Origin of the sequence: Bacillus sp. ISL-51 (assembly GCF_018613535.1) — a bacterium.
GTDB lineage: Bacteria > Bacillota > Bacilli > Bacillales > Bacillaceae > Bacillus.
Window position 1 is genome coordinate 41,872 of sequence record NZ_JAGGQB010000019.1, and the last position, 17,797, is coordinate 59,668.

20 protein-coding genes and 1 other annotated feature are annotated in these 17,797 nt (G+C 44.4%); all 20 genes read right to left on the reverse strand.

The genetic code is table 11. The features are described 5' to 3' along the window. Positions 1–17: 17 nt before the first annotated feature. The 20 genes from rplK to ctsR all read right to left on the reverse strand — a co-directional run bounded on the left by rplK (position 18) and on the right by ctsR (position 17,582). Positions 18–443: a 50S ribosomal protein L11 gene (rplK, locus tag J7E26_RS17600; protein WP_003156430.1), complete on the reverse strand. Its 426-nt coding sequence runs from the start codon at positions 441–443 to the stop codon at positions 18–20. Between the two features lie 167 nt (positions 444–610). After that, on the reverse strand, positions 611–1,144 hold the full coding sequence (gene nusG / locus J7E26_RS17605) for a transcription termination/antitermination protein NusG (protein WP_003225764.1): 534 nt from the start codon (positions 1,142–1,144) through the stop codon (positions 611–613). A gap of 164 nt (positions 1,145–1,308) precedes the next feature. Further along, positions 1,309–1,488, reverse strand: coding sequence for a preprotein translocase subunit SecE (gene secE, locus J7E26_RS17610; protein WP_061521295.1), 180 nt, complete (start codon positions 1,486–1,488; stop codon positions 1,309–1,311). A gap of 34 nt (positions 1,489–1,522) precedes the next feature. Continuing rightward, positions 1,523–1,672, reverse strand: a complete 150-nt coding sequence (gene rpmG, locus J7E26_RS17615) for a 50S ribosomal protein L33 (protein WP_003156421.1) — start codon at positions 1,670–1,672, stop codon at positions 1,523–1,525. Positions 1,673–1,761: 89 nt separating this feature from the next. After that, complete coding sequence (gene sigH, locus J7E26_RS17620; protein ID WP_061521296.1) at positions 1,762–2,418, reverse strand: RNA polymerase sporulation sigma factor SigH; 657 nt, start codon at positions 2,416–2,418, stop codon at positions 1,762–1,764. Positions 2,419–2,480: 62 nt separating this feature from the next. After that, positions 2,481–2,993, reverse strand: coding sequence for an NYN domain-containing protein (gene rae1, locus J7E26_RS17625; RefSeq protein WP_214803883.1), 513 nt, complete (start codon positions 2,991–2,993; stop codon positions 2,481–2,483). 6 nt (positions 2,994–2,999) lie between these two features. Then, complete coding sequence (gene rlmB, locus J7E26_RS17630; protein ID WP_214803881.1) at positions 3,000–3,749, reverse strand: 23S rRNA (guanosine(2251)-2'-O)-methyltransferase RlmB; 750 nt, start codon at positions 3,747–3,749, stop codon at positions 3,000–3,002. Then, complete coding sequence (locus J7E26_RS17635; protein WP_214803878.1) at positions 3,733–4,164, reverse strand: Mini-ribonuclease 3; 432 nt, start codon at positions 4,162–4,164, stop codon at positions 3,733–3,735. Before J7E26_RS17635 ends, rlmB begins: the two co-directional genes overlap by 17 nt. 4 nt (positions 4,165–4,168) lie before the next feature. After that, the gene (gene cysS / locus J7E26_RS17640) at positions 4,169–5,569 is read right to left on the reverse strand and encodes a cysteine--tRNA ligase (RefSeq protein ID WP_214803876.1); all 1,401 of its coding nucleotides are present in this window, start codon (positions 5,567–5,569) and stop codon (positions 4,169–4,171) included. Beyond that, positions 5,566–6,219, reverse strand: coding sequence for a serine O-acetyltransferase (gene cysE, locus J7E26_RS17645; protein WP_214803874.1), 654 nt, complete (start codon positions 6,217–6,219; stop codon positions 5,566–5,568). The genes cysS and cysE overlap by 4 nt, the downstream gene beginning before the upstream one ends. A gap of 75 nt (positions 6,220–6,294) precedes the next feature. After that, positions 6,295–6,526: a binding site (T-box leader), on the reverse strand. A gap of 1 nt (position 6,527) precedes the next feature. Continuing rightward, on the reverse strand, positions 6,528–7,979 hold the full coding sequence (gene gltX, locus J7E26_RS17650) for a glutamate--tRNA ligase (protein WP_214803872.1): 1,452 nt from the start codon (positions 7,977–7,979) through the stop codon (positions 6,528–6,530). 91 nt (positions 7,980–8,070) lie between these two features. Then, entirely contained in the window at positions 8,071–8,547 is a 477-nt protein-coding gene (ispF, locus tag J7E26_RS17655; RefSeq protein ID WP_214803871.1) for a 2-C-methyl-D-erythritol 2,4-cyclodiphosphate synthase, read from the reverse strand. After that, positions 8,540–9,238 carry a 2-C-methyl-D-erythritol 4-phosphate cytidylyltransferase gene (gene ispD, locus J7E26_RS17660; RefSeq protein WP_214803870.1) on the reverse strand — a complete coding sequence of 233 codons (699 nt, stop codon included), beginning with the start codon at positions 9,236–9,238 and terminating at the stop codon, positions 8,540–8,542. Before ispD ends, ispF begins: the two co-directional genes overlap by 8 nt. Before the next feature lie 12 nt (positions 9,239–9,250). Beyond that, positions 9,251–10,351, reverse strand: coding sequence for a PIN/TRAM domain-containing protein (locus J7E26_RS17665; RefSeq protein WP_214803869.1), 1,101 nt, complete (start codon positions 10,349–10,351; stop codon positions 9,251–9,253). A gap of 115 nt (positions 10,352–10,466) precedes the next feature. Then, positions 10,467–11,549: a DNA integrity scanning diadenylate cyclase DisA gene (gene disA / locus J7E26_RS17670; RefSeq protein WP_214803868.1), complete on the reverse strand. Its 1,083-nt coding sequence runs from the start codon at positions 11,547–11,549 to the stop codon at positions 10,467–10,469. A gap of 3 nt (positions 11,550–11,552) precedes the next feature. Next, positions 11,553–12,932 (reverse strand): DNA repair protein RadA, encoded by a 1,380-nt coding sequence (gene radA / locus J7E26_RS17675; protein ID WP_214803867.1) that lies wholly within the window; start codon positions 12,930–12,932, stop codon positions 11,553–11,555. A 94-nt stretch (positions 12,933–13,026) separates the two neighbouring features. Continuing rightward, positions 13,027–15,459, reverse strand: a complete 2,433-nt coding sequence (clpC, locus tag J7E26_RS17680) for an ATP-dependent Clp protease ATP-binding subunit (RefSeq protein ID WP_214803865.1) — start codon at positions 15,457–15,459, stop codon at positions 13,027–13,029. Beyond that, the gene (mcsB, locus tag J7E26_RS17685) at positions 15,456–16,547 is read right to left on the reverse strand and encodes a protein-arginine kinase McsB (protein WP_214803863.1); all 1,092 of its coding nucleotides are present in this window, start codon (positions 16,545–16,547) and stop codon (positions 15,456–15,458) included. The genes clpC and mcsB overlap by 4 nt, the downstream gene beginning before the upstream one ends. Then, positions 16,547–17,104 (reverse strand): protein-arginine kinase activator protein McsA, encoded by a 558-nt coding sequence (gene mcsA / locus J7E26_RS17690; RefSeq protein ID WP_214803861.1) that lies wholly within the window; start codon positions 17,102–17,104, stop codon positions 16,547–16,549. Before mcsA ends, mcsB begins: the two co-directional genes overlap by 1 nt. A 13-nt stretch (positions 17,105–17,117) precedes the next feature. Beyond that, positions 17,118–17,582: a CtsR family transcriptional regulator gene (ctsR, locus tag J7E26_RS17695; protein WP_214803858.1), complete on the reverse strand. Its 465-nt coding sequence runs from the start codon at positions 17,580–17,582 to the stop codon at positions 17,118–17,120. Positions 17,583–17,797: the final 215 nt, after the last annotated feature.

A 17,797-nucleotide genomic window follows, 5' to 3' on the forward strand; every position in this document is an offset into this window, starting at 1 on the left:
ACCCGACAAGAAACAAATTAATCCTCGATAACAATACCCATACTGCGGGCAGTACCTTCAACCATGCGCATTGCCGCTTCAACGTCTGCTGCGTTTAAGTCAGGCATTTTCGTTTCAGCGATTTCGCGTACTTTATCGCGCTTAACGGTTGCCACTTTATTACGGTTTGGTTCACCAGAACCAGACTCAATTCCAGCTGCTTTTTTAAGCAATACTGCAGCAGGCGGAGTTTTTGTAATAAATGTAAATGAACGGTCTTCGTAAACCGAAATTTCAACAGGAATGATTAAACCAGCTTGGTCAGCTGTACGAGCGTTAAACTCCTTACAGAATCCCATGATATTTACACCGGCTTGACCTAGTGCAGGTCCAACTGGCGGCGCTGGGTTAGCTTTTCCAGCAGGAATTTGCAATTTTACAACTTTTACTACTTTTTTAGCCACGAGACACACCTCCTTAAGTCCGTGATGTGGTAATAGGGTAAACCCTCCCACTCAAGGTTTCATTCTTTATATGAATGACGAAATATCAAGCTAGCTGCCTTGGATTAGTCCAAGACGTACCTTTGCTATATTATCATTAATGTATATCAATTTCAAGTTTTTTCACATTACAATTTGTCGATCTGGGTAAATTCCAGCTCAACCGGCGTTTCCCGGCCGAACATGTTCACAAATACCTTCACTTTGCTCTTATCATAATCAATCTCTTCGATAGATCCGGTAAAGTTGGCAAATGGTCCGTCTATGACTTTGACTGTCTCTTTCAATTCAAAATCAATGTCGGTTTTCCGTTCATCCATTCCCATCCGTTTCAAAATGGTTTCCGCTTCGCCCGGTAAAAGAGGAGTCGGCTTTGAGCCTGATCCAGCTGATCCGACGAATCCGGTAACGCCCGGCGTGTTGCGGACCACATACCAGGAATCATCGGTCATGACGATTTCAACAAGCACGTAGCCAGGGAATACTTTCTTTTTAACTACCTTTTTCTTACCGTTCTTAATATCCGTTTCTTCTTCTTCAGGAACGACTACGCGGAAAATTTTATCTTGCATTCCCATCGATTCCACACGTTTTTCAAGGTTTGCTTTTACTTTGTTTTCATAACCGGAATACGTATGAACAACATACCAATTCTTTTCCATTCTATCAGGACTATGCAGTCCTTCCCTCCCCGCATTTAAAAAATGAGTGTAAAACAAAAAATAGGCACAGAGCCTATGAATCCTTTTTTCAACACAATAAAAAACCCGCTGAACGGGTTTTGGCAAACGATATTATGATCTATTATAGCACGTATTGCTGATCATTATTCAACTATTAAACGAATTAATTGAGAAATTCCTGTATCAAGGAGGGCAAAAAAGATAATAAAAAAGATAACTGTTGAAATAACCGTGATCGTATAACGCGTTAACTCTTTACCTTTAGGCCAGCTAACCTTTTTCATTTCTTTCCCAACATCTTTAAAGAAACTCATCATACGCATGTAAAAGACCTCCACAATTTAAAAAGCGAGAACACTATTTTGTTTCTAAATGAGCTGTATGTGAATTGCAAGTGCTGCAGTACTTCTTAACTTCTAACCGCTCAGCCGCTGATGCAGAGCTTTTCATTGTCGTATAATTACGATTTCCGCATGTTTTGCATGCCAGCGTAATCTTTTTTCTCATGTCGTTACACCTTTTCCTAAATAAACATTCATTTATCTTATTAAAATATCACAGACAGAAAAATTCTGTCAATATCACATAGAAACCAGCTATAAACTGATTTCCCTTATTTCTAAATACTTCTCAAGCTTGCGCTTTACGCGCTGCAGGGCATTATCGATTGATTTTACGTGCCGGTTTAAATCATCGGAAATCTCTTGGTAACTTCTTCCGTCAAGATACAAAACAAGCACCTTTCTCTCGAGATCGCTTAGCAACTCTCCCATTTTCATTTCAATATCATCAAATTCTTCCTGATTAATAATCATTTCTTCAGGATTTAACGTTTTTGCGCCCGAAATGACGTCAAGCAGCGTTCGGTCTGATTCTTCATCAAAAATAGGCTTGTCTAAAGAAACATAGGAATTTAAAGGAATGTGTTTCTGGCGAGTAGCTGTCTTTATTGCGGTAATAATCTGGCGGGTAATGCACAATTCTGCAAAAGCTTTAAATGAAGTAAGCTTGTCCTCTCTAAAGTCCCGGATAGACTTATATAAGCCTATCATCCCTTCCTGTACAATATCTTCCCTGTCCGCCCCTATTAAAAAATAGGATCTGGCTTTTGCCCGTACAAAATTACGGTACTTCGTAATCAAGTAATCTAACGCATCACTATCCCCAACATGAACCTTTTCAATGACCTGCTCGTCCTCCAACTGGCAAAACTGCACTTTGTTGAATTTTCCCTTGTTGTTCTGTAGATTCACTGCGATCCCCCCGGCGCACGTAGATAGAAATATTATACATTAATGGACGAAAAAGCGTCAACCTAATCCAGGTCGCCCCGCCGCCACTTTTCAAACGTTTTCAAAACCTCTTCGGACAGCTCGATTTTACCCGGGGGTTTTTCGGAAGTGATTTTAGAAACCCGCCTTTGAATGCGGCGTTCAATGGCATTCACTTCCCGCAGCAGCTCCCGGGCGGACTTTCGCAGAGCCCCTTGTCCGAAAATCGCCCATTGCTCGGTGTAATCAGAGGTGGCGACGTGAATCTGTGTCGCAATGTTATTCAGCGCTTGGGCGAGCTTTTCGATCCGCTCATCCGCCGTCTCATTCTCCCTCGTAAAAATGACTTCGACCCTGTAATTGGTTTGCTTTTTCTCTATCCCTTTTACAAGATGCGCATCAAAAACAACAATGACTCTGATTCCTGTATATGACTGATATTCTGCCATTTTCTGAATCAGTACATCTCTCGCTTCTTCAAAACTGTTCGCTTTTAAATCATTTAGCTGCGGCCAGGCTCCTATCATGTTGTATCCGTCTACTAATAGGATGTCCATCTGTCTTTATTCTCCCAAAGGATTCCGTTTCCTATAGACTTCATACATCAGAAGGCCCGCCGCTACCGATGCATTCAGTGACGTTACTTTTCCCGCCATCGGAAGTTTGATGAGGAAATCGCATTTCTCTTTTACAAGGCGGCCCATTCCTTTGCCCTCGCTTCCAATGACTAAGGCCAAAGGCATTTTGCCGTCCATTGTGCGGTAATCCTCCCGCGCAGACGCATCTGTTCCGACTACCCAAATGCCCCGCTCCTTCATTTCATCAAGCGTCCGGGCAAGGTTTGTGACCTTAACGACAGGGATATGCTCAATGGCTCCCGTTGACGCTTTTGCAACCGTCGCAGTAAGGCCGACTGCTCTGCGTTTCGGAATGACGATGCCGTGCGCGCCCGCCGCGTCGGCCGTTCTCATAATGGAGCCGAGATTATGAGGGTCTTCCAGTTCATCCAATATGAGAAAGAAAGGCTGTTCATTTCTTTCTTCCGCTCTTTTATATAAATCGTCTAATTCCGCATACTCATATGCCGCGACCTGAGCGACGACTCCCTGATGCTGTCCTTCCACCATCTGGTCGAGCTTTTTTCTCGGAACAAATTGAATGGTGATGCCTTGCTTTTTCGCAAGCTCAATGACTTGCTGGGCTTGTCCTTTTACTGTGTTTTCCGCCATCCATAATTTATACAGCTTCCGGTCTGACTTTAATGTCTCAATGACCGCATTTTTTCCTATGACGTAATCATGTTGCTGACTCATTTGTTTTCCTCCCTGACGTCCCGGCTTTTATAGCTTCAGCAATCAGCTGATTCAGTCTTTCTTCTTTTTTCTCAAGAAAAAGATATCCGAGTAAAGCCTCAAAAGCCGTACTATAGCGGTACGTCTGTACATCTGTGTTTTTAGGCGTTGTTCCCGATTTGGCATTTCTGCCCCTTCTCAGTACGGCTTCCTCTTCTTCTGTAAAGAAGGATTCCTCTTGAAGATGAAAAAGAATATCCGCCTGGGATTTTGCCGATACAATACGGCTTGCCTTCTTATGAAGGTCATTCGGCTTCGTATAGCCCTGCTTAAGCAGGTGATGCCTGACGTATATTTCAAAAATGGCATCACCCATATAAGCAAGCGCAAGACCGTTTAACTGCTTTGAATCTTTGACTTGATCAAATTGAAGCATCAGCTTACTCTCCCCGCTTCCAGCGAGTTCCCTGAGCCGTATCTTCAAGAATGATATTCATGCTTTTCAGCTGATCGCGGATTTGGTCTGATAAGGCAAAATCGCGATTGCGGCGGGCTTCATTTCTTTTCTCAATCAAGTCTTCAATCTCTTGATCGACAAGCTCTTCTCCGCCCAGCGTAAGACCCAGTACAGAGCCGATTCTGTCAAACATATTGATAAAGGCTTTGATGACACGGTCAGCCGTATGGTCTTCCTGCAAGTAGTAATTGGCATGCTTCGCTAAATCGAACCAAACGGAGATCGCATTTGCCGTATTAAAATCATCATCCATCGCTTCTTCAAATGCAGTGCGGTGCTCCTCGATTTTAGCGAGCCACTCATCATCATTTTCAGTCAGGTTCGTGCTGCTGTTCAAACGATGGTTTAAATTGCTGTAAGCTGTCTTCAGGCGGTTAAACGCGTTTTTCGTTTTTTCAAGCAGCTCTTCCGAATAGTTGATGGGATGGCGGTAATGCACGGACAGCATGAAAAATCTCAGCAGCTGCGGATCATATTTCTTAATGATATCGTGCACCAGAACAAAGTTCCCGAGCGATTTTGACATTTTTTCATTATCTATATTGATATAACCGTTGTGAAGCCAGTATTTTGCGAATGTCTTGCCTGTTAATGCTTCAGATTGCGCAATTTCATTTTCGTGGTGAGGGAATGTGAGGTCCTGTCCCCCGGCATGAATATCTATCTCGTCGCCCAAATACTTCTTCACCATTGCAGAGCATTCAATATGCCAGCCCGGCCGTCCTTTTCCCCAAGGGCTATCCCATGAAATTTCCCCGTCTTTGGCAGCCTTCCAAAGCGCAAAGTCCAAGGCGTCCTCTTTTTTCTCACCAACGCGGATACGGGCGCCTGATCTGAGCTCATCTATTGATTGCTGAGAAAGCTTTCCGTAGCCCTCAAACGCTCTTGTTTTGAAATAAACGTCGCCTTCTGATTCATAGGCGTAGCCTTTTTTAATCAGCTCGCTGATAAAATCAATGATGGCATCCATATTCTCCATGACCCGCGGATGAAGATCGGCTTTTCGGCATCCAAGCGCGCCCACGTCTTCAAAGTAGGCTTTTATGAACCGCTCAGAAACGGTCGGGACGTCCTCACCGAGCTCATTCGCGGCCTTGATCAGTTTGTCATCAACATCGGTGAAGTTTGACACATATTGAACGTCATACCCTTTATATTCTAAATAGTTGCGGACCGTATCGTACACAATAGCCGGACGGGCATTTCCAATGTGAATATAGTTGTATACAGTCGGGCCGCACACATACATTTTCACTTTGCCCTCCTCAAGGGGCACGAACGTTTCCTTTTTCCTTGTCAGTGTATTATAAAGTGTAATGGTCATTTTTGGTTTATCCTTTCTTTTTTATCTTCCAGTTCAGCATGCAGCTCAAGAATCTGCTGCTCCAATGCTTTAAATCGGTCAGCCACCGGATCGGGCAAGTCTTGATGATTGAGGTCGCGCTTTATCTTTCTTCCGTTTTGAATCACGACCTTCCCCGGTATGCCCACGACGGTTGAATAGTCAGGGACATCACGCAGGACAACGGAGCCGGCGCCTATTTTAGAGCCTTGGCCGACAGTAATGGAGCCAAGCACCTTCGCCCCCGTTGCGATTAAGGCGTCGTCTTTAATGGTCGGATGCCGCTTTCCCTTTTCTTTTCCCGTTCCCCCGAGCGTGACACCTTGGAAAACCGTGACATTATCGCCGATTTCACAAGTTTCCCCAATGACTACACCCATGCCGTGATCAATGAAAAATTTTCTCCCGATGGTCGCGCCGGGGTGGATTTCAATACCGGTAAAGAAACGGGCGATTTGTGATATAAGGCGTGCAAGGAAGTAGAATCTCCTTTTATATAAAGCATGTGCAATCCGATGCGCCCATATAGCATGTAAACCAGAATAAGTTAAAATGACTTCAAAATAGCTTCTTGCTGCAGGATCTTGATCGAACACTGTATCTATGTCTTCTTTAAGCATTTTAAAAAACACATGCTTCCCCCCATTCTCTCCCCGCTCCAGTCATCCTTTTTCAGCTAATAAAAAAACGCCTCTGCATGTAAACATGACAGAGACGCTTTCACCGCGCGGTTCCACTCTGTTTGGAAAACAAAATCCTGTTTTCCCAACTCAGCCGGTAACGGCGGCGGCCGCCTTTAAATACTGATTTCCGCGGAAATGTTCTTCAAAGGTCTTAAGGGCGCACTTCTAAAACATGACACATGAATCTCTCTCAGCCGATGAAGATTCTTTCTGTAATGGTCATTTGTTTTATACTCTTCCCTGTCAACAATCATATATTAAATGCTTTTCAGGCGTTTCACAGCAGTTTCTCTGCCGATCAGCTCAATGGCCTGCGGAAGCTCCGGACCGTGGGTCTGGCCTGTAACTGCAACACGAATCGGCATGAACAGCTTTTTGCCTTTGTGCCCAGTTTCTTTCTGCACTGCTTTAATTGAGGCTTTGATCTGCTCCGGCGTAAATTCTTCAAGCTCTTCCAGCTTCGCGGCAAATACGCTGAGCACTTCAGGAACCTGTTCTTCTTCCAGAACAGTCTTTGCCTCTTGATTATACTCGATCTCTTCCTTAAAGAACAAATCAGTCAGCTCGACGATTTCAGCGCCGTAGCTTAATTGTTCATGATAAAGAGAAATTAACTTGCGCACCCACTCCTGCTCTTTTGCAGAAAGCTCAGTGCCGACTTTACCGGCCTTTTGCAAGTGCGGAAGCGTCAGCCCGACAACTTGATCAAGATCCAGCGCTTTTACGTATTGGTTGTTGACCCATTTCAGTTTATGCATATCAAACAGAGCCGGTGACTTCGATAAACGATTCACATCAAAAATTTCAATAAATTGTTCCTTAGTGAAAAGTTCTTCTTCACCGACAGGCGACCACCCGAGAAGGCCGATAAAGTTAAACAGCGCTTCAGGCAGGTAACCCAGCTCTTCGTACTGCTCAATAAACTGAATGATCGATTCATCACGTTTACTTAGTTTTTTGCGGCTTTCATTCACGATAAGCGTCATATGGCCGAAGACAGGGATATCCCAGCCGAAAGCCTGGAAGATCATAATCTGTTTCGGTGTATTTGAAATATGATCCTCGCCGCGGAGCACGTGCGTCATTTTCATTAAGTAATCATCGATCGCTACTGCAAAATTATAGGTCGGTGTTCCATCCTTTTTAACGATGACAAAGTCGCCGATGCCGTCTGATTCAAAAGAGATCTCGCCTTTTACGATATCGTCAAAAGCAATGATTTTCCCTTCCGGCACACGGAAACGGATGCTCGGCTGTCTGCCTTCGGCTAAAAACTTCTCCTGCTCTTCTTGAGTCAGGTTTCTGTGTTTGCCGGAGTAGCGCGGCATTTCTCCCCGGGCGATTTGTTCTTCACGCTCTTTCTCAAGCTCTTCTTCCGTACAGAAACATTTATAAGCAAGCCCTTTTTCAAGAAGCTCTTCATAGTATACTTTGTAAATATCGTTACGTTCAGACTGGCGGTACGGGCCGTATTCTCCGCCGACGTCCACACTCTCATCCCAGTCCATACCCAGCCATTTTAAGTAATTAAGCTGACTTTGCTCTCCGCCTTCAATATTCCGCTTTTTGTCGGTGTCCTCAATGCGGATAATAAATTTCCCGCCTTGGCTGCGGGCAAATAAATAGTTAAAAAGCGCCGTTCTGGCGTTACCGATATGCAAATGTCCGGTCGGACTCGGTGCATAACGAACACGTACTTCATTTCCCATGTTCAAATACTTCCTTTCATCTCGTCTGTAGCCTCAAGCCGAATATATGTATCTATTCTACCACCAAATAGACCGGGCATCAAAGCAATGATCAGGCTTTTTGGATCAGTACAGTCGCCTGTGCCGCAATTCCCTCCGCTCTGCCTGTAAACCCGAGCTTTTCTGTTGTCGTTGCTTTTACGTTAATCTGGGAGACGTCTGCCTCAAGGCCTTCCGCTATTCTTTTTCTCATATCATCAATATGTGGGGCCATTTTCGGTTTTTGCGCAATAATCGTGCAGTCTAAATTTCCAAGTACATAACCTTTTTCTTTTACAATGTTCCAGACATGCTGAAGCAGCTTGAATGAATCTGCATCCTTAAACTCAGGATCAGTATCCGGAAAATGCTTTCCGATGTCCCCTTCGCCTACAGCTCCGAGACACGCGTCAGCCACTGTATGCAGCAAAACATCAGCATCGGAATGCCCGAGCAGCCCTTTTTCATACGGAATTTCAATTCCGCCGATGATAAGAGGACGGCCTTCCGTTAACTGATGCACGTCAAATCCTTGTCCGATTCTAAACATTATGATTCCCACTTTCCGCTTTCATGATTGCTTCCGCTGATATTAGATCATCAGGCGTTGTCAGCTTTATATTGGTATAGTCGCCTTCCACGACATGCACTGAACAGCCGTCAAGCCGCTCGACGAGGCTGGCGTCATCAGTACCTAAAAACCCTCTGATTTCTGCTTCTATATGCGCCTTCTTTAATAAAGAAAGACGAAAAGCTTGCGGCGTTTGGACGGCCCACAAGCTTGAACGGTCAAAGGTCTCCACAACTTGGGAGTCTTCAACCCGCTTTATCGTGTCTTTCACAGGAACAGCCAGGACAGCCGCTCCCGTCTGCTCTGCTGTTTCAACGAGCTTATCAATATGTTCATGTGTGACAAACGGGCGCGCCCCGTCATGAACAAGGACAACAGACTCTTTGCTGATCGCTTTCAGCCCTTCAAAAACGCTGTGCTGGCGCTCTTGCCCTCCAGCGACAAGCTCGATCTCCGTTCCGATCGGAAACTGAGCAAGCAGCTGATGAAAATCCTCCCGCTCACTCTCATTTATCGCCAGAATGATTTTTTTGCATGGACGGTGGCTTTCAAATACCCGTAATGTGTGAATGATAACGGGCGTTCCTTTTAAGCTGATCAATAGCTTATTTTTCCCAGCCTTCATCCGTTTCCCTTGTCCGGCGGCCGGGATCACTACAACATACTCCATCATTTTCTCCCTCTAAAGAGCCTTCTCCAGCAGCTTAGGCTTGGCAAAAATCATTCGTCCCGCCGCTGTCTGCAGTACGCTGGTTACGAGCACATCAATATGCTTCCCTATATAATTACGGCCCTCTTCAACGACAATCATCGTGCCGTCATCTAAGTAAGCCACGCCTTGATTATGCTCTTTCCCGTCCTTAATCACTTGCACTTTCATCTCTTCGCCCGGAAGCACAACCGGCTTCACCGCGTTTGCAAGGTCATTAATATTCAGTACTGCAACCTTCTGAAGCTCACATACTTTATTTAAGTTAAAATCATTCGTCACAACGACGCCGGATGTCAGCTTCGCAAGTTTGACAAGCTTACTGTCAACCTCTTGAATGTCTTCAAAGTCACCCTCATATATTTCAACCGTAATATCCAGCTCTTTCTGAATACGATTCAAAATATCGAGGCCGCGGCGTCCTCTATTGCGTTTTAATACATCTGAAGAATCGGCGATATGCTGTAATTCCTCAAGCACAAACTGAGGAATGACAATGACTCCCTCTAAGAAGCCGGTCTGGCAAATATCCGCAATTCTCCCATCAATAATAACACTTGTATCCAAGATTTTCAGCCTTTTATCCTGCTCCTCCTGCTCCTCGTCAGCACTTCCTTTTTTCTTCTGCATTCTTGAAGAAATGGAGAACAGGGTGATGAGCTCATCCTTTTTCTTAAATCCGACCTGGAAGCCTAAATACCCGAGAAAGAAAGCTAAAAAGACCGGAATGATGGTGCTGAATATGCGGTACGGAATATTGTCAAGCGGAATCACGTTTACAATGAGATATGCGATGATAAGTCCAAAAACCAATCCGAGACTTCCAAATAACAGATCCGGCACCGGGGCTCTCAGCAAAGAATCTTCAATCCATTTTACCCAATTAATCACATATTCTGTTGTCCACATACTGATGAGGAAAAAGATAATAGCACCAATTGCCGCAGACGTATATGCGTTTGTTATCAAAGGTATGTCCTGTATATTTGACAGTACAAACAATTCAGGTATTAAAAAGATACCAACAACGCCGCCAACAATAATGAAGAACGCCTGAACTATTCGTTTTAACATACCTCCACCTCCTTTTAAAAAACATTTTTTTATGAAGGCTGTCGCAGCCTACAAATATCAGAATAAACAAAAACTAACAATAATATACCCGTATTCACACAGGTTTAACCGAAACTCAAAGCTGTCTGTCGATATAATGTTTCTCTTGCAGACGTTTTAAGCCTTTTTTAATTTTTTGGGCCCGCACCTCGCCTATACCCTCAACATCATCCAGTTCTTCAGCGCTGGCTTCCGTAATACTAGGCAAAAATCCGAACGCCTCTACTACATTTTCAACAATCGGCATCGGCAGACGCGGTATTTTATTCAGCAGCCTGTACCCTCTCGGCAGCACATAGTCATCGAGATTAGTAGAGGCCGGATACCCGAGTAACTTAAACAAAATGGAATCATCAAGCAGATCATAGCTGGACATATCCTGAAGCTCTTTTAAAAGCACGAATGGATCCTTAATTTTTTCTTTTACATAATCCTTGATGAAAAGAGCCGCTTCTTCCTCCATATCCGTAATCAGCTCGATCACCTGCAAGCGGATTAAATGGCCTTCCGTTCCAAGCTCTTTAATATACATATTGATTTCATTTTTAATACGAAGCACCATTTCATAACGGTGCATGACAGACAGCACGTCACTGAACGTCACAAGCTCCTCAAACTCTAAAGCGTTTAAAGCTGTGATCGTTTTGTCTAAAATGGTTTTATATTTCTCAAGCGTTTGAATGGCTTGATTTGCTTTTGTTAAAATGAAACCGATATCCTTTAGTGTATACTTCATGTTTTCCTGATATAACGTAATGACGTTTCTGCGTTCAGAGATCGCGATGACCAGACAGCCCGTCTGCTTTGCTACACGTTCCGCCGTACGGTGTCTCATTCCTGTTTCTGAAGAAGAAATTGCCGCCTCCGGCATGAGCTGCGTATTCGCATACAGGATTTTCTGGCCGGAATCGCTTAAAATAATGGCTCCGTCCATTTTTGCCAGCTCGTATAAATGAGCGGGCGCGAATGATGTATTAATATGAAAGCCGCCATCCACTACTTCTTTTACTTTATCGTTGTATCCGACAACAATCAGGCCGCCTGTGTTTGCCCGCAGAACATTTTCTATCCCGGCTCTGAGCGGTGTTCCCGGTGCAACAAACTGCAAGATTTCAGACAGATCGAGCTCTTGTTTCGCCCCTTTTTTCTCTTTTTCCATCTATTATGATCCTCCTAATGAAGTACGAAGCGCTTCGGCAACATTTGCTACTCCGACAACCTCAATCCCTTTTGGTTTTGTCCATCCGTCTACATTCGCCTCAGGTATGACCATGCGCTTGAAGCCCAGCTTTGCTGCTTCTTTTACGCGCTGTTCAATTCTTGATACCCTGCGGACTTCTCCTGTCAGACCTACTTCACCGATAAAGCAATCTGCAGGATTCGGCGGTGTATCTCTAAAGCTTGAAGCGATGCTGACGGCCACGGCCAAGTCAATTGCCGGTTCATCCAGCTTCACGCCGCCGGCGACTTTTAAGTATGCATCTTGATTTTGAAGCAGGAGACCCACTCTCTTCTCCAGCACAGCCATTAATAAAGACACCCTGTTATGATCAATCCCTGTAGCCATGCGGCGCGGGTTTCCAAAACTGGTCGGTGAAATCAGCGCCTGGATTTCGACCAAAATCGGCCTCGTTCCTTCCATAGACGCTACGATACTGGAACCCGAAGCCCCGGCAGAACGCTCTTCTAAGAAAATCTCAGAAGGGTTCAGAACTTCCGTAAGCCCCTCTTCCCGCATTTCAAAGATGCCCATTTCATTTGTTGAACCGAAACGGTTTTTGACAGCCCGCAAAATACGGAATGTATGATGCCGTTCTCCTTCAAAGTATAGAACGGTATCAACCATATGCTCAAGCAATCTCGGCCCTGCGATAGATCCTTCTTTCGTTACATGTCCCACGATAAAAATGGGTATGCTGTTTGTCTTCGCGATTTTCATCAATTCAGCGGTACACTCTCTTACTTGTGATACGCTGCCGGGTGCCGACGTAATATCGCTTTGATAAACGGTTTGAATGGAATCAACGACAACAAATGCAGGTTTCATCTCTTGTATAGCAGACGAAATATACTCCATATCGGTTTCAGATAAAACATGTAACAATTGGCTTCTGATCCCAAGCCTGTCAGCGCGAAGCTTCGTTTGTGTCACAGATTCTTCACCTGAAATGTAAAGCACGCTGCCTGCTGTGTCTGCTAACTGAGCGGATACTTGAAGAAGAAGCGTTGATTTTCCGATCCCGGGGTCGCCTCCGATTAACACAAGCGAACCTTTTACAACGCCGCCGCCAAGCACTCTGTTGAATTCGCCGAGCTTGGTTTGAACGCGGGGTTCTTCAGATGTTTCAATTGATGTAATAGGTGATGGTTTTTGTACGGTTTGAACTGAGTGTGAGAAGGCTGCCCGCCGATTCGCCGGCGCTTTTTTAATGGTCTCTTCCACCATTGTATTCCAAGCTCCGCAGCCGGGGCACTTTCCCATCCATTTCGCGGACTCATACCCGCATGAATGGCAGATGAATTTAGTTTTTGATTTAGCCATATATGATGTAAAACCTCTTCCTTATCAAATATTTCTCTATATAACAAAGCGAGGCATACACTTGCTTACTGTATGCCTCATGTTTGTCACTATATTAGTTCGTTTTAGCAGTTGTTTTTACGACAAATTCGCCGTCCTCAACATCAAGAACGATGTGCTGCCCTTTATCAATATTACCTCTGAGCAGCTCTTCTGATAATCGGTCCTCCACATGCTTTTGAATCGCTCTTCTTAACGGGCGTGCGCCGTATTCCAAATCGACGCCCTCATCTGCTACTTTTGTTTTCGCAGCCTCTGTCAGCTCAATAGAGAGATCTTGTTCTTTCAAACGTTTTGTTAACTGATCAGACATAAGTGACACAATGTCTGTAAGATGTTTTTTCTCAAGGGAGTGGAAGACGATGATTTCGTCAATCCGGTTGATAAACTCCGGTCTGAAGGCGCGCTTCAGTTCTCCCATGACTTTGTCTTTCATGTCTTTATGGTTTTGCGTCTCATCTTGGACGTTAAAGCCGACGTATTTGTTGCGTTTCAGCTCGCTCGCCCCGACGTTTGACGTCATAATGAGAATCGTATTGCGGAAATCAACGGTGCGCCCTTTTGAATCAGTCAGACGTCCGTCTTCAAGCACTTGCAGAAGAATGTTGAACACATCAGGATGCGCTTTTTCAATTTCATCAAGCAGCACGACAGAGTAAGGTTTTCTTCTCACTTTTTCTGTCAGCTGACCGCCTTCATCATAGCCGACATATCCCGGAGGAGAACCGACAAGGCGTGAAGTCGAGTGTTTCTCCATGTACTCGGACATATCCACTCTGATCATCGCTTCCTCATCACCGAAAATCGATTCCGCCAGCGCTCTCGCCAGCTCTGTTTTCCCTACGCCTGTAGGGCCTAAGAAGATAAATGAACCAATCGGGCGCTTGGGATCTTTCAGCCCCGCTCTGGCACGTCTGACGGCCTTCGCAACCGCTACAACGGCTTCATCTTGACCAATGACGCGGGAATGAAGAATATTTTCCATATTCAGAAGCTTATCTGTTTCTGTTTGCGCAATTTTAGAAACCGGGACGCCGGTCCAGCTTGACACAACCATTGCGATATCTTCAACAGATACTTCAGAGTTTTCTTGGCCTTGTTTTTCTTTCCAGGTCTTCTTCGTATCTTCCACTTGTTCTCTCAGACGCTGCTCAGTATCACGAAGCGAAGCAGCTTTTTCAAACTCTTGGCTTTGTACGGCAGCATCTTTCTCTTTCCGTACTTCATCAAGCTTCTGTTCAAGCTCTTTTAAATTCGGCGGTGTTGTGAAAGAACGGAGACGCACTTTCGAACCGGCCTCATCAATTAAATCGATTGCTTTATCCGGGAGGAAGCGGTCTGAAATATAACGGTCTGACAATTTAACCGCCGCTTCAATCGCTTCATCTGTAATGGACACGCGGTGGTGCGCTTCATAACGGTCACGCAGGCCTTTCAGTATTTGAATGCTTTCATCTGCTGACGGCTGATCAACTTGGATCGGCTGGAACCGGCGCTCTAAAGCGGCATCTTTCTCAATGTATTTACGATATTCATCAAGCGTTGTCGCGCCGATGCACTGAAGCTCGCCTCGCGCCAGTGAAGGTTTTAAGATGTTTGACGCATCAATTGCACCTTCTGCTCCGCCCGCTCCGATCAATGTATGAAGCTCGTCAATAAAGAGAATGATGTTTCCTGCCTGGCGGATTTCATCCATGACCTTCTTCAGGCGATCCTCGAACTCTCCGCGATATTTCGTGCCGGCTACAACTGTTCCCATATCTAAGGTCATAACACGTTTATCGCGTAAAATTTCTGGAACTTCGTTATTAATGATTTGCTGTGCAAGTCCTTCAGCAATCGCTGTTTTACCGACTCCGGGCTCCCCGATCAGTACAGGGTTGTTTTTCGTTCTGCGGCTCAGCACTTCGATAACGCGCTGAATTTCTTTGCTGCGGCCAATAACCGGGTCAAGGCTGTCTTCCTTAGCAATCGCTGTTAAATCACGTGCTAAGCTGTCAAGTGTCGGAGTGTTCGCATTGCTGTTCGTACCTGCAGCAGATGATCCCGTTTCGTTGCTTCCGAGCAACTGAAGCACTTGCTGTCTTGCCTTGTTCAAGCTGACACCGAGATTATTCAGAACCCTTGCTGCCACGCCTTCACCTTCACGAATCAGTCCAAGCAGAATATGCTCTGTACCGACATAGGAATGACCCAGTTTTCTCGCTTCATCCATGCTTAGCTCAATGACCTTTTTTGCCCTTGGGGTATAATGAATGGTTTGAGACATTTCCTGTCCCCGTCCGATTAAGCTTTCTACTTCTTTTTGTATTTTATCTGAACCAAGCCCAAGTGCTTGGAGCGCTTTTGCCGCAATCCCTTCGCCTTCGCGAACCAAACCTAACAAAATATGTTCAGTACCGATATTGTTATGACCTAAGCGAAGTGCTTCTTCCTGTGCTAATGCCAATACCTTTTGCGCTCGCTCTGTAAATCTTCCAAACATCATATCGAATCATCCTCCTGTCTATTTGCACTCGTTTCTAAATGCAGCCTTTCCCTGATTAGAGCCGCTCTTCTCACGTCTCTTTCGTTCGGCCGTAATGTACTGCCCGAATATTGCTGCAGAAAACCTGGCTGAGTCAAAATCATCAGTTCATTAAGTATATTGCTGGATAGGTCTTTAATGATACCCAAGTCTATCCCCAGCCGAACGTCAGAAAGGCATTTTGCCGTTTCCTTCGATTCAATCATCCGGCAGTTGGATAAAACTCCGTATGATCTGAATACCTTATCCTCCAATTCAATCTTAGAAGTTTGATAAAGCGCTTCTCGGGCAGACCGTTCCTGCTCAATCAGTTGGGCAGCCACACTGTTCAAATCATCGACAATATCTTGTTCTGATTTTCCGAGTGTGATTTGATTTGAAATTTGAAAGATATTTCCTAATGCTTCGCTGCCTTCACCGTAAATTCCTCTTACAACCAAGCCTAATTGGTTAATTGCCGGTATAATTCGATTCATTTGCCTAGTTAACACAAGCGCAGGCAAATGCATCATGACCGAAGCCCTTAATCCCGTCCCTACATTTGTAGGACAGCTCGTTAAGTATCCTCTCTTTTCCCCAAAGGCGTAATCTACTTTCTCCTCAATCCAGTCATCGACCTGGTTTGCTGCCTTAATGGCATTGAGAAGCTGAAAACCGGGGAAGAGGCATTGAATTCTAATGTGGTCTTCTTCGTTTAACATGACGCTGACTTCTTCATTTTCAGACAGCAGACAGCCGCCGAAGGGGGATTCGATTAAGTTCGGGCTGATAAGATGCTTTTCCACCAGCACCCGTTTTTCCAAAGGCTGTGCCTCACTCATTCTGATTAAAAGAAATTTACCGATATCGGGCAGTTCTTTTCCTGAAAAATGTTCCTCAAATTGCTCAATAATGGATGAGGCTTCTTCATTTGTATATCGGGCAGGAAACCTTATATTTTCAAAGTTTCGGGCCAACCGTATACGGCTGCTGAGTACAATGTCACTTTCAGGCCCCTTCTGCTTCATCCAACTGCTTAATGCGTCCTGAATAAAATGCTGGAGCGACATTACCCTTGTTCCTCCTCACTGTCCGTGCTTTTTAATTCATGCTCTAATGAACGGATCTGATCCCTTACTTGTGCGGCTTTTTCAAACTCTTCATGATGTATCAATGATTCGAGTTCCTTTTTCAACATTTCCATTTGCCGTCTCACATGAAGATTCCCGCCTATGCGTTTCGGAATTTTCCCTGCATGAACCGTATTTCCGCTGTGGACTTTACGCAATATCGGAGTAATTTGACTGTAGAATGTGTTATAACATTCCGCACAGCCGAACCGCCCTGTTTTTCTAAATTGCTGAAAGGTCATACCGCATTTTTTACAAGCTGAACCATGTTCTGAGTAGCTGAACATCTGGGATCCGGTATTTTGAAATGAAGACTCCATATTCAGCAGTCCTGATAATAAATTATGAATTGAGAACCCTTGATTTCCACTTATTCCGTATGCATCATTGTTTTCTTTTGCACATTGTTCACAAATATGCACTTCTTGTTTTTCTCCATTAACAACTTTCGTAAAGTGAAAAGTGGCTGGTCTCTCATTGCACTCTTGACAAATCAATCTTTTCACCCGCTTACTTTAGTTTTAAAGATGTCAGCATTGCTTTCATCATTCTGGCTCTCAGTTCATCCCGTTCCGGCAGATCAATATATAAAACTGAGCGATCCATTACACTCACCATCATTTTAGCTTCTCTTTCTGAAATAACCCCGTCCTCTAACAGCCTGAGAATAATGTCATCAGAGGCTGCCTGAGACAAATAGGTGTGAATCTGCGAAATAATATTGTTGATGAGGACGACTTCGTTATTCATTTTAACTTTAATGATTCGAATATAACCGCCGCCTCCCCGTTTGCTTTCAACAATATATCCTCTTTCGCTTGTGAATCTGGTGTTGATGACATAATTAATTTGGGAAGGAACACACTGAAATTTATCCGCAATTTCACTGCGTTTGATCTCTAAAATTTCCCTGCCATTTTGATCTAATACTTGCTTTAAGTACTGTTCAATGATGTCAGAAATATTATGTCCCACTCAACCCCCTCCTTTATTGACTTTGACTATATTTGACTTTAATCTTACTATAAGGTGTTTCTCAAAATTTTTCAACTGTATCGCTCTATCTCTATTATTTCCACTTTGCACAGGCATAAAACCTGCTTTTGCAAAATGAGCTTTGCGGCTTTCATATTATTATATAGCGAATGACCCATTTCTGTTGCAGAAAAAAACAAAAAAGGCAGCTCACA